Source organism: Cytophagaceae bacterium, assembly GCA_016722655.1.
Lineage (GTDB): Bacteria > Bacteroidota > Bacteroidia > Cytophagales > Spirosomataceae > Leadbetterella.
Genome location: JADKIR010000004.1, coordinates 534,037 through 546,629, shown reverse-complemented (window position 1 = coordinate 546,629; position 12,593 = coordinate 534,037). Strand labels below are relative to the sequence as shown.

The window sequence follows — 12,593 nt, the reverse complement described above, 5'->3', positions numbered from 1 at the left end:
CTATGTGGCAAGTTTCTTTTTTTTATCTGAAAAAATGAACAACATATTGAAAAAACAGGGTCTGAATCAAGCCTGCAAAAAGACCACTTATCAACATTTTCCACATAATCTCAACTTTATTAAATCGAAAGGATAATGCGAGGTAGCTGCCTAAAAGGGGAGTAAAAATGAATGGGGTCAGAATTGCGATTCCCCATAGCCCAAGTTTATTCTTAACTTTTATAGCCAGTCGGTTTGGTTTTGTAAAAATTCTTCTGGGTTTATCCTTTCTGAATGATTTCACAATCTTTTTAATAATTTCACCACCATATATTACTGTAAATACAGTTATCATTAATCCAATAGCAGAGCTAAGGGTGGTTTCCCACCATTTTAGTTGTAAAGTAGCACCGGCTATTGGTCCACCTACAAACTTTAGGGTGGCAGCTATGGCCACGGTAATATATTCTGCGAGTCTAAGCATTTAATCAAATTAACAAATATTCGGGGCTTTAATTTCATTTAAATAAAAAAAAATAAAAAAATTTCACCCAGTATCTTGCATAACAAAGTACCTTGTGCTATATTTGTATCATAATTAGCAAAAATCCTTTGCAAATTATGAAAAAGCTATATTAAAATAATGAAACTACCCTGTACCCGGTTCTGCAGAAGTGGGTATAGGGTAAAAATTAAAAACAAAAAAAATCATGAATTTAGAAAATGCACAAGTTCAGATGCGAAAGGGTATCCTTGAATATTGCATTTTACAGATTATTTCTCGTGGCGAAGTTTATGCCTCCGAGATTTTAGAAGAGCTGTTGAATGCAAAAATCATGGTGGTGGAAGGTACGCTTTATCCACTCCTTACCCGACTCAAAAATGCCGAGCTGCTTGACTACAGCTGGAAAGAATCTACTTCAGGTCCTCCGAGGAAATATTATATTTTGACCGAACGGGGTCAGAGATTTCTCATAGGTCTAAACGAAACATGGATTGACTTATCAGAATCTGTAAATGCCATTGTGAATAAAAAAGCTTAAAAAAAGAAATGAAAAAGACATTACAAATAAACCTGGGAGGTATCACATTTAACATCGAAGAAGATGCCTACGAAAAACTCAATGCCTACCTCGAATCTATCAAGAAGTATTTTTCGAGTTATGAGGGCTCATCCGAAATAGTGGCGGATATAGAAGCAAGAATTGCAGAAAAATTCTATGCAAAAGCACAGCAAAATGGCGTAGTAGGCCTCGACGATGTGTCAAATATTGTTGCCTCTATGGGTACAGTGGATGATTTTGAGTCTGTAAAAGACGAAGAAGACCTTAAAAAAGATACAGAATCTCAGGAAGAGAAAAAATTCGAGACTTTTGAAGGTGGTAATGAAGGTGCCAGTGGAGCATCGGCTAAAACCAGATTTTTTCGTGATGGTAAAAGAAAAGCCTTAGGTGGAGTACTTTCAGGTCTGGCACATCGCTACGAAATAGACGTCGTGTGGCTTAGAATCCTGTTTATTTTTCTTGCCTTCGGATTAATCGAAACTGGCATCGGAGGTTTCTTTTTCATTGCTTACCTTGTTGCATGGGTTGCAATGCCTGAGCGTATGGATTTGCAGGAAAACTCAAAGATTAAGAAATTTTACAGAAACCCTGAAAACAAAGTGCTCGGAGGCGTGGCTTCCGGTTTGTCATCATATCTCAACATTGACCTGGTAGTTATTCGTGTTATTATGGTAATCGCGGGGTTCTTTGGCATCGGGATTTTGCTCTATATTGTGTTCTGGATTGTTGTGCCTAATGCCAATACCCTTACACAGAAAATGGAGCTCCAGGGTCAGCCACTTACCCTTGAAAATATTGAAACTAACATAAAATCGCAAAGTCAGCCCGAGTCTCCCAAAACCGAAAGCAGCATTGCCAAATTATTATTGTTTCCTTTCCGTTTGATAGGTATTTTTATTGGTGCTTTGGGTAAATTAGTACGCCCAGCCGGTGCTTTATTGAGGATTTTTGCTGGTTTATTACTGTTTGTACTAGGGGTAACTTTCGGTTTGTCAATTATAGTTTCGCTGGGTGTAGTGTTTGGTTTTCTGCTCAATTCCCCATTTATTTCCGGGATTACCAACGACCATATCATCAATGTTTTCCTCAATGATTTTCCTCAGATTGGCGTTTTCTTTGTTTTTCTTGCATCATTTATTCCTGCAGTTGTACTTACTGTTCTGGGTATTGGGCTGATGACCGGGAAATCATTCGTCAATAGTAATTTTTGGCAAACAACCCTTATTCTTTGGTTAGTTGGTTTGGTGGGCTCGGCAGCGGTTGGCTCTAAATATGCCATGAATTTCTCAAGCAGAGCCGGGTATTCGGTTGAAAACAATCTTAATGTACCGGCAGGAACAGTATGGCTTGATATGAAAGAGGAAGAAGAATTTGAAGATGACGATGACTTTGAAAGTTCATTTGGTCGCAACAGAGTGCAAATTGAAGCATCTGAAAATCAGGAAATGCATCTGAAAATTCAATATTCAGCAAAAGGGGCTACTAAAAAAATTGCAGAACAAAATGCCCGGAATTTGAAATACAATTTTAAACAGGCCGATTCAACCATTTTGTTTGATAATAAAATTACTTTTTCTGGTAAAAAGCAATTCAGAGACCAACATGCCGAGGTGATTTTGTATCTTCCAAAAAACAAGAAATTTAAAATGACCCGAAGGTTTTTTGACCAGGGTTATTCCAACAGCTGGCATCTTAGCGACAAGTATTCTTTTGAATACGACCAGGTTGAAAATTTTACTTTCGTACTTAATAATGAAGGGAAAATTGAATGTACCGATTGTCCTAAATTGACCGAAAATGAAAGGCAAGCTTTGAGAGATGGTGATGATTTCAATGGTAATTTCTTTGACGACGGTGAATTTGATAACCATGGCGAGCATCGACGTAATTTCAATGTAAAAGATTTCACAAAAATTGAGTTTGGATCTAATTATTTTGTGAAAATCAAGAAAGGAGCGGAATTTAAAATGGAAGCTTTTTCTGATCACAATCGTGAGTTAGAAGAACTTGAAGCCATAGTGGAAGGAAGGACTTTAAAAATCAAATATGAAGATCCTTTTCAAAACCATGATGGAAAAGTGAATATTGAAATAACCCTGCCAGAGCTAAATGAACTTGAGATTTCGGGGGCGGCTGTTGTTAAAGTATTAGGCTTTGAAAACCAAAATCAAATGGATGTGACATTGTCTGGTGCTTCAAAACTCGCATTGCAAACTGGTTTGAAAAAATTGAATATTGAATCGTCAGGAGCATCAAAAATAATGGCAAAAGGAAGCACAGATTATTTAGGGCTTGAGCTTTCGGGTGCTTCGCAATTCTTTGGAAAAGAACTAGTTGTAACCAAAGCCGATGTTGAGGCCAGTGGGGCCAGCAGGGCCAATTTGGGCAAGATTCCTGACCTCCATAGCTCAGCTACCGGAGGAAGCGAAGTGGAACATGAATAATTTCCGGCAAATTTCGAAAACGTTTGCATAAAAAAACATTTCGATTTCTTTCTTATCTATAAAAATTAGGGGTAGTTTTAGTCTTTATTCAATCAAAGACATGAAAAAACTACTCCTTTTTGTATTTATACTGATAGGTTTTAATTCTTTTTCTCAAAAAAAACCTGACCTCAAAACCACTTTAGAGAATCTTCGGAAATTGATGCTTGACCCTTCAGCTTCAGGGCTTACAGATATTTCACATCCTTCACTTACTTATGGGCATTCTTCCGGAAAAGTAGAAAATCAAAAAGAGTTTATTGAAGCTTTGGTTTCGGGAGCTTCAGATTTTACAAGCCTTACTTTTTCTGATGTTGACATTTATCAAACCAAAAACTCCGCCATTGTAAGACATATTTTGGAAGGAGAAACCAGTGACAAAGGTAAACAGCCCGGAAAAGTAAAAATCAAAGTAATGCTTGTATGGGTTTTGGAAAAAGGCCAATGGAAATTATTTGGCAGACAGGCTGTGAAAATTTGAACTAGATTAATTAAGAAAATATAGTTTCGGGACAATTTATTTATGTTTTTAGGCGAATGATTCCAGGTGCGATAAGATATTTGTCAAAAATGTATTAGAATTAGAGTCGAAATTTAATTATTTCAAAAAAATATCTTTTTAGTTTTGATTTTCAAAAAATAGGAAAATCATATTCCGAAAAGAGTACAATTTAATGAGGAAAAACGTTTTAAAAGTTCATCCAAAAGATAACATTATCGTCGCTTTAGAAAATCTCTCAAAAGGTGATTTGATTGATTTTGAGGGAAACCAAATATGCCTGGTTTCTGATATTCCGCTAAAGCATAAATTTGCTGAAAAAGAATTCAAAAAAGGTGACCAGCTTTACATGTATGGTGTTCTTGTCGGGAAGGCAAATCAGGACATAAAAAAAGGTGAATGGATCAATACTTTTAACGTTAAACACGCCGCTTCTACCTTCAGTTTAGGTCAAAGAAATCTTGAATGGAAACAACCTGATGTATCAGAATTTTCAGGAAAAACTTTCATGGGTTATCATCGTAAAGATGGAAAAGTGGGCACTGGCAATTATTGGATTGTAGTGCCTTTGGTTTTTTGTGAAAACCGAAACCTGCAGGTTATGAAAGAAGCTCTGGTTGAAGATTTGGGTTATGGAAAAAAGCAAGAATATCAGACTTTTACTCAGGATTTGGTAAGCTTGTATAAATCTGGTAAAACGGTTGAAGAAATACTAAAGACAGAGTTCAGAAAAGACAAAGCGATAAACGAAAAAAGATTATTTGAAAATATTGATGGGGTGAAATTCCTCTCTCATGACATGGGTTGCGGAGGTACCAGGTCTGATGCCCAGGCACTTTGTGGACTTCTTGCCGGATATATCGCACATCCTAATGTAGCCGGAGCAACTGTACTCAGTTTGGGATGCCAAAATGCCCAGCATAGCATGCTTCTCGAAGAGTTGGAAAAAAGAGGTGGTGCGACGGAGAAACCGGTTGTTTTTCTTGAACAACAAAAAATAGGTACCGAGGAAAAACTCATTACTGAAGCTATAAAACAAACTTTTGCAGGATTAATTGAGGCAAATAAAATCGTAAGAAAACCAGCTCCACTTTCCAAACTGACCATCGGGTTAGAGTGTGGTGGCTCTGATGGTTTTTCGGGAATTTCCGCAAACCCCGCCATAGGTTTTACTTCCGATTTACTGGTGGCACTTGGAGGATCAGTGATTTTAGCTGAATTTCCCGAACTATGTGGGGTAGAACAGGAGTTGAGTGACCGCTGTGTCAACGAAAGTAATGCAGTTCGTTTCAACAATCTCATGACACATTATGCAGCAGCAGCAGAAGCCGCAGGCTCGGGTTTTGACATGAATCCTTCACCAGGAAACATAAAAGATGGTTTGATAACCGATGCAATAAAATCAGCAGGAGCTGCCAAAAAAGGAGGTACATCTCCGGTAGTAGAAGTGCTTGATTATCCTGAAATGGTAACTAAGCCAGGACTTAATCTATTATGTACCCCGGGAAATGACGTGGAATCTACCACTGCTGAAGTAGGATCAGGTGCCAATATCGTTTTGTTTACCACGGGTTTGGGTACCCCAACAGGTAATCCCATCGCACCGGTAATCAAGATTTCAAGCAATACCCATTTGGCAGAAAAAATGTCTGACATCATCGATATCAATACGGGCACTATCATCGAAGGTACCGAAACCATTGAGCAAGCAGGAAAGAGAATCCTGGAATTTGTGATTGCTGCCGCAAGTGGGACTCAGGAGGTCAAATCAATCATTAATGGACAAGACGACTTTATACCCTGGAAACGGGGTGTAAGTCTTTAATTTATATAATATTTTACAAAAATGGCAAAGGCATTTTTAGACGAAAACTTTATCTTAAAAACAAAAACGGCACAAACTCTCTTTCACGAGTTTGCAAAAGATATGCCCATCATTGATTACCATAATCACCTTCCCCCTGATCAGATACTCAATGATATAAATTTTAATAATATCTCGCAAGGTTGGCTTTACGGCGACCACTATAAATGGCGGGCAATGAGAACAAACGGAATTGCCGAAAAATACTGTACAGGTGAGGCTTCAGATTTTGAGAAATTCGAAAAATGGGCCGAAACTGTCCCGTACACGCTCCGAAACCCGCTTCATCACTGGACACATCTCGAACTTCAACGATATTTCGGAATCAATGACATCCTTTCCGGAAAAAATGCCCGGAAAGTTTATGACCAAACTTCTGAAATGCTCCAAACCAAAGAGTTTTCTATTCAAGGTTTGCTTCGCAAAATGAAGGTTGAAACAGTTTGCACTACAGACGACCCTCTGGATTCTTTGGAACATCATATTGCATATAATGGAGGCAAAAAACAAATTGGCGATGTAGGCATGCTGCCGGCTTTCAGACCAGATAAATTTATTCTGATTGACAATCCTAACTTCAACTCTTTCGTAGATAAACTTTCCGATATTGTTGGTTTCGATATAATCACATTTTCTGATATCAAAAATGCTTTAAAACTTAGAGCTGATTTCTTTGCTCAAAATGGCTCATGCATAGCTGATCATGGTTTGGAACAGATTTATGCGTCCGATTTTTCAGAAGAAAGTGTGGAAGAAATATTCAAAAAAGTTAGAGCACGCCAGACAATTTCGGAAACTGAGGCAACAGAATATAAATCAGCCATTTTGATGGCATTGGGGCAAATGTATGCCGATTTGGGCTGGGTACAGCAGTTTCACCTCGGAGCTTTGAGAAATAATAACCTGCATGCCTTACGTACTCTTGGACCCGATACAGGCTGGGATAGCATTGGCGATTGGCCACAAGCTCAGGCACTTTCTAAGTTTTTAGGAAAATTGGGAGAAACCGGCCAATTGACCAAAACCATCATTTACAACCTTAATCCTGCCGACAATGCCGTGATGGCAGCCATGATAGGAAACTTTAATGATGGTTCAGTTGCCGGAAAGATTCAATTTGGATCTGGCTGGTGGTTTTTGGATCAAAAAAACGGGATGGAAGACCAGATTAATGTTTTGTCAAACATGGGCCTTTTAAGCAAATTTGTAGGTATGCTTACCGACTCCCGCAGTTTTCTTTCCTTCCCTCGTCATGAGTATTTTCGTAGAATTTTATGTAATATTTTCGGAAATGATATCGAAAACGGCGAGATGCCAGCCGACATTGAATGGGTTGGCAAAATCATCCAGGATATCAGTTATAACAACACAAAGAATTATTTCAATTTTAACAATAAATAATAAACTCTAATGAAAAAAGTTGTCACTTTTGGCGAAATTATGCTGAGGCTTTCACCTCCGGGATTCTTAAGATTTTCTCAGGCCAACAGTTTCGATGTAGTATATGGTGGTGGAGAATCCAATGTGGCCGTTTCACTGGCCAACTACGGTGTTCCAACCTCGTTTGTAACTCGTTTGCCTAAAAATGATATTGGCGAATGTGCCCTTATGGAAATGCGAAAACGTAATGTAGGTACTTCTGACATCGTTTTTGGTGGAGATAGATTGGGAATTTATTTTCTCGAAACCGGTGCTGTATCGAGAGGAAGTAAGGTGGTTTATGACCGGGCACATTCTTCTATGAGCGAAATCAAGCCGGGTATGGTGGATTGGGAAAAAGCTTTCGAGGGAGCCACCTGGTTCCATTGGACAGGTATTACACCGGCTATTTCACAAAGCTCAGCCGATGCATGCCTTGAAGCTGTAAAAATAGCCAGTGCCAAAGGCATTACAATTTCAACAGACCTTAATTACAGAGCGAAACTCTGGAAATATGGGGTGCCTTCAGAGCCTATCATGACCGAGTTGACTTCGTATTGTGATATTATTTTAGGAAATGAAGAAGATGCCGAAAAACATTTTGGTATCAAACCCGAAGGACTGGATGTGACCAAACATGGTCATGATGTAACGGCTGAGGCATTTCTTTCGGTTTGCCAGCAAATGATGAAGAAATTTCCGAAAGCTAAAAAGGTGATTACCACACTTCGAGGATCAATTTCAGCTTCTCATAACTCATGGGCAGGGGTACTTTACGACGGTAAAACCATGTTTAAATCGCCGGTTTATCAAATCACAGATATAGTGGATAGAGTAGGTGGCGGTGACTCATTTATGGGTGGATTGATTTATGGATTGTTGCAATATCCTGATGACGACCAAAACGCTCTCAATTTTGCGGTTGCAGCTTCGTGTTTAAAACATACTATAGTGGGTGACGCCAACCTGGTTACAGTTTCCGAGGTAGAAAAATTGATGGGTGGAGATGCTTCGGGCCGTGTGGCAAGATAATTTTTTATAATTTTAATAGTAAATATAAAAGCTGGAAGCCGGTAGCTTGCAGCAAAATGCAATAAAAATGGCAAAATATACCAGATTAGAAGTAGCCGCAAAAATGAAGGAAACCGGTATGGTGCCTTTGTTTTTTCATTCGGATGTCGAACTTGGGAAAAACATACTCAAAGCCTGTTATGAAGGCGGTGCAAGATTGATGGAATTTACGAGCAGAGGAGATTTTGCTCACGAAATTTTCGGCGAACTCAACAAGTATGCCCTGAAAGAGCTTCCCGGAATGATCATGGGTGTCGGCTCGGTAACTGATGCGGCAGCAGCTTCTCAATATATGTTACTGGGTGCAAATTTCGTTGTAACTCCCGTTTTCCGCGAGGATATTGCGATAGTTTGCAACCGCAGAAAGGTACTTTGGTCACCGGGTTGTGGCAGTTTGACCGAAATCGCCCGTGCTGAGGAATTGGGTTGTGAGGTAGTAAAATTGTTTCCGGGAGATGTCTATGGCCCAAAATTCGTAAAAGGCGTTTTGGGACCTCAACCCTGGACCAATATCATGCCCACTGGTGGAGTTACACCCGAAGAAAGCAACCTGAAGGCCTGGTTTGATGCCGGTGTATGGTGTGTAGGGATGGGCTCGCAGTTGATTTCAAAAGAAATTCTGGATACCAAAAACTATGAAAAGTTAAAAGAGGATGTAAAAATTGCTCTTGAAACTATTCAGAAAGTTAGAAAAAAGTAGTGTTGGAAATATTTCCAAAATAAATCAACCTTTTTGAAAATGAACAAAAAAATAGGAAATTACCGTTGGACTATCTGTGCGTTGGTATTTTTTGCAACTACAGTCAATTACCTCGACCGACAAGTAATTAGTCTCCTTAAATCAGTTCTTTCTGATGAAATGAACTGGGATGACGGTGACTACGCCAATATCGAAATAGCATTCAAACTGTTTTATTCGTTCGGTATGCTTATAGCCGGCAGGGTGGTTGATAAGTTGGGAACCAAGATAGGTTATGCTGTAGCAACCGGCTTATGGAGTGTGGCAGCTATTGCACATGCTCTGGCGAGTTCAGCTTTCGGATTTATGATGGCCCGGGCAGCATTAGGTGTAACCGAGGCGGGTAATTTTCCGGCTGCAATAAAAAGTACGGCGGAATGGTTTCCTAAAAAAGAGCGTGCCCTGGCAACTGGTATCTTTAACTCAGGAACAAACATCGGTGCTATAGTGGCACCATTGAGTGTTCCGTTTATAGCTGCCGCATGGGGTTGGCAATGGGCGTTTATAATTACGGGTTTGATTGGGTTTATTTGGCTGATTTTGTGGCAAAAATATTATACCTCGCCCGCTGATAACAAAAAACTTAGCAAGGAAGAGTACGATTACATTCATTCTGATGTTGAAGATGAAGCCGTTGAAGGGAAAACAGAAAAAGTGCCCTGGTTAAAATTATTGGGTTACAGACAAACCTGGGCATTTGCCATTGGTAAGTTTCTGACTGACCCGGTTTGGTGGTTTTACCTGTTCTGGTTGCCGGATTTTCTGCAAAGCGAGTACAAACTTACTCTTACTCAAATCGCCATTCCGGTAGCTGTTGTTTATATGATTTCGACTATAGGAAGCGTTGGAGGAGGATACTTGCCTATGGCTTTCATAAACAGAAATATGCCAGCTTTTAAAGCAAGAAAGACCTCAATGTTGATATTTGCTTTATTTGTATTGCCGGTAGTATTTTCTCAGGAAGCCGGAAAAATCAACATGTGGCTGGCAGTTCTAGTGATCGGTATTGCAGCGGCAGCTCACCAGGCCTGGAGTGCCAATATTTTCACCACAGTATCAGATATGTTTCCAAAAAACGCCACCGCTTCAGTTACTGGCATCGGTGGCATGATGGGTGGACTTGGAGGTATTTTCCTGACCTGGGCAGTTCAGAAAAACATGTTTGTACATTACCGTGAACTCGGTCAGATAGAAACGGCCTATTATATCATGTTTGCCATTTGTGCCGCGGCATACCTGTTGGCGTGGTTGGTTATGCATTTTTTAGTTCCAAAAATGAAGAAAATTGAGCTTTAAGTTGACGTAAAATAAAAAAAGTCGCTCATTTGGGCGACTTTTTTATTTAAAAATTGGGTTGTCTGGCCAAATTACTGATTTGGATTAAATTAATCTCCTGTTCAAATTATTGAGTTTTATACAAAATTTAAAATGGCTAAATTTGCATCAAAAAAATATCTTTTTTGAAAAAAATTTATTTCAAATCAGGTTGAATTAGAAAAATTTATTTCAGAAAAGAATACAAAAGATTATGCTAAAAAATAAAACCGATTTTCAGACAGTAATTGTTTTTTTTCTCTTTTGTTATGCTTTTTTTAGTTTGTTTTTCCCATTGAGCTATGCCAGACATGGGATAGATGCATCGTGGGTACAGGCCATTGCCCTTTCAATAGAAAGCGGGAAGATTTTCGGAAAAGACTTTATTTTTAATTACGGCCCGCTCGGCTTTTTGTACACCGGATTGCTACCCAAAGGTTTTTCGCCCTATATCATTTTTGTTTATCACTGCTTTTTATTGTTTAATTTTTACTTCCTGATTCGGGAAATTATTACGGCATTCAAAAAAGTTAAATGGTTGTCATATTTATTGCCATTTTTATTCATTTATCCTTCTGGTTTTTTTGCTGATGCCACTTTTGCTCTTATGTTTTTTGCTGTTTTCTGGCAAAATTCTTACTTAAACTCACCTAGCTATTTTAAAATAATCCTTTTTACGATAATTATAGTTTTGATATTGCCTATTAAGCTCAATCTCAGCCTGATAGCATTAGTTTATTACTTCACATTTCTGGCTTTTTCAGCGATTTCCAGAAAAGGGAAACCAATGCATTATCTGGCTTCTGTGGTGGTATTTATCTCAGGCATTTTGTTCATTTCCAACACTTTGAAGTTTGATCTGTACTCTAGTCTTTTTTACAGTGCCGATATCATCAGTGCCTATCAGGACTCTATGTCGTTTATTATGGTTGATGATTTCGAGTACGTATTTTTTCTGATTTTGGCAGTGGTGAGTGGTTTGAGTTTTATTTTCACCGGATTATCAAAATTTAGAACGTTACACAAAAATTTCTTTTTACTTTTTTGGGTAGGCATACTTTGGTTTTTGAGTTATAAACAAGGATATACAGCCTATGCAAAAGGCAATCTTAGTGCTTTTCTGACATATTTGGTACCCCTGAGCATCTTGATTTATATTTTTTCGAAAGAAATTAACCCCAAAATATTATTGACGCTAGTATTAATTTCGATTTCCATAAAAACGGCAGGAAGCTTTTATATACGATATACTGATTATGCTGGTGATAAGAAGGCTATTCTCAAATCTTATTTTAACTATAAACCAAAATTGGGAGAAACATTCACGGAATTTTTACTTAAAATCCCAATCACAAAAAATCCCTTACCCTATTTTTCAGAATTGTTTCAGTATGATTATGATAAAAATTTTAGAGAAAACCCATGTCCTTTTCCTGATAGAATTTTAAAAAAAGTAGGTAATAATGATGCTGACGTCATTCCGTGGGATATTTCATATTTGTTTTTTAACAAAATAAAATATGAAAACCGGCCGGTAATTCAATCCTATCAGGCCAATAGTAAACTGCTGATGGAAGTCAATGGAGATAAATATTGGAGTGCAGAAAAGCCTCATTTTGTAATAGCCAACCTCAAGCCTTTCAGAGAACAAAACAACTACTGGACAGATACCTGGTGCCATGCAAGTTTATATTACAATTATGAACTCACTGATACTTTTTCGGTTAAAGGCGACTCACTTTATTTGTTTGAAAACAAAAGCGGGAATAGCAGATTTTTGCCCAAAAATTTAGTTTCATCAAATGCTACGCTCGATCAGAAGATTTTAATTCCAAAAAGTGAAGGATTACTTTTTATCAAAGCCAATATCAAATATGATTTGATGGGTACCGTAATGAAAACATTCTTTCAGCCACCTTATTTAAGATGTGAGGTAGAAACTATAGACAACCAAAAAAGTACATACAGAATTCCGGTTTCGATTTTAGCCGGTGGGGTATTAATTAGTCATAAAATTGACCACAATCACGAATTCTATGATTTTCATAAATTCAGAGGAAAGAAAAATGCAATGATCAAGTCGGTAAAGTTTTATTCAGAAAAAGGAAAGGGTCTGAAGGAAAATTTCGACTATACTATTTTTTCAATTTGAATTTAGGAA

At 38.2% G+C, this 12,593-nt stretch carries 10 protein-coding genes; 9 read left to right on the top strand and 1 reads right to left on the bottom strand.

Annotated features, from left to right (window positions below; genetic code table 11):
* Window positions 1–22 precede the first annotated feature (22 nt).
* Window positions 23–463, bottom strand: a complete 441-nt coding sequence (locus IPP61_02975; protein MBL0324136.1) for a hypothetical protein — start codon at window positions 461–463, stop codon at window positions 23–25.
* A gap of 226 nt (window positions 464–689) precedes the next feature.
* On the opposite strand from IPP61_02975, the gene IPP61_02970 reads away from it, so the two are divergent.
* From IPP61_02970 to IPP61_02930, 9 genes are all read left to right on the top strand, one after another.
* The gene (locus tag IPP61_02970) at window positions 690–1,022 is read left to right on the top strand and encodes a PadR family transcriptional regulator (protein MBL0324135.1); all 333 of its coding nucleotides are present in this window, start codon (window positions 690–692) and stop codon (window positions 1,020–1,022) included.
* Between the two features lie 8 nt (window positions 1,023–1,030).
* Window positions 1,031–3,487, top strand: a complete 2,457-nt coding sequence (locus tag IPP61_02965) for a PspC domain-containing protein (protein MBL0324134.1) — start codon at window positions 1,031–1,033, stop codon at window positions 3,485–3,487.
* Window positions 3,488–3,587: 100 nt separating this feature from the next.
* The gene (locus IPP61_02960) at window positions 3,588–4,007 is read left to right on the top strand and encodes a nuclear transport factor 2 family protein (protein MBL0324133.1); all 420 of its coding nucleotides are present in this window, start codon (window positions 3,588–3,590) and stop codon (window positions 4,005–4,007) included.
* Window positions 4,008–4,200: 193 nt separating this feature from the next.
* Entirely contained in the window at window positions 4,201–5,850 is a 1,650-nt protein-coding gene (locus IPP61_02955) for an altronate dehydratase (GenBank protein MBL0324132.1), read from the top strand.
* Between the two features lie 21 nt (window positions 5,851–5,871).
* Entirely contained in the window at window positions 5,872–7,290 is a 1,419-nt protein-coding gene (uxaC, locus tag IPP61_02950; protein ID MBL0324131.1) for a glucuronate isomerase, read from the top strand.
* A gap of 9 nt (window positions 7,291–7,299) precedes the next feature.
* Complete coding sequence (locus tag IPP61_02945; protein MBL0324130.1) at window positions 7,300–8,340, top strand: sugar kinase; 1,041 nt, start codon at window positions 7,300–7,302, stop codon at window positions 8,338–8,340.
* Between the two features lie 67 nt (window positions 8,341–8,407).
* Window positions 8,408–9,079, top strand: coding sequence for a bifunctional 4-hydroxy-2-oxoglutarate aldolase/2-dehydro-3-deoxy-phosphogluconate aldolase (locus tag IPP61_02940; protein ID MBL0324129.1), 672 nt, complete (start codon window positions 8,408–8,410; stop codon window positions 9,077–9,079).
* A gap of 39 nt (window positions 9,080–9,118) precedes the next feature.
* The gene (locus tag IPP61_02935; GenBank protein MBL0324128.1) at window positions 9,119–10,414 is read left to right on the top strand and encodes an MFS transporter; all 1,296 of its coding nucleotides are present in this window, start codon (window positions 9,119–9,121) and stop codon (window positions 10,412–10,414) included.
* Between the two features lie 232 nt (window positions 10,415–10,646).
* Window positions 10,647–12,584: a hypothetical protein gene (locus tag IPP61_02930; GenBank protein MBL0324127.1), complete on the top strand. Its 1,938-nt coding sequence runs from the start codon at window positions 10,647–10,649 to the stop codon at window positions 12,582–12,584.
* The last annotated feature ends 9 nt before the right edge of the window (window positions 12,585–12,593 follow it).

Coding starts and splice junctions, on each gene's coding strand:
- IPP61_02975 (MBL0324136.1), bottom strand. CDS start 463: ATGCTTAGACTCGCAGAATATATTACCGTGGCCATAGCTGCCACCCTA.
- IPP61_02970 (MBL0324135.1), top strand. CDS start 690: ATGAATTTAGAAAATGCACAAGTTCAGATGCGAAAGGGTATCCTTGAA.
- IPP61_02965 (MBL0324134.1), top strand. CDS start 1,031: ATGAAAAAGACATTACAAATAAACCTGGGAGGTATCACATTTAACATC.
- IPP61_02960 (MBL0324133.1), top strand. CDS start 3,588: ATGAAAAAACTACTCCTTTTTGTATTTATACTGATAGGTTTTAATTCT.
- IPP61_02955 (MBL0324132.1), top strand. CDS start 4,201: ATGAGGAAAAACGTTTTAAAAGTTCATCCAAAAGATAACATTATCGTC.
- uxaC (MBL0324131.1), top strand. CDS start 5,872: ATGGCAAAGGCATTTTTAGACGAAAACTTTATCTTAAAAACAAAAACG.
- IPP61_02945 (MBL0324130.1), top strand. CDS start 7,300: ATGAAAAAAGTTGTCACTTTTGGCGAAATTATGCTGAGGCTTTCACCT.
- IPP61_02940 (MBL0324129.1), top strand. CDS start 8,408: ATGGCAAAATATACCAGATTAGAAGTAGCCGCAAAAATGAAGGAAACC.
- IPP61_02935 (MBL0324128.1), top strand. CDS start 9,119: ATGAACAAAAAAATAGGAAATTACCGTTGGACTATCTGTGCGTTGGTA.
- IPP61_02930 (MBL0324127.1), top strand. CDS start 10,647: ATGCTAAAAAATAAAACCGATTTTCAGACAGTAATTGTTTTTTTTCTC.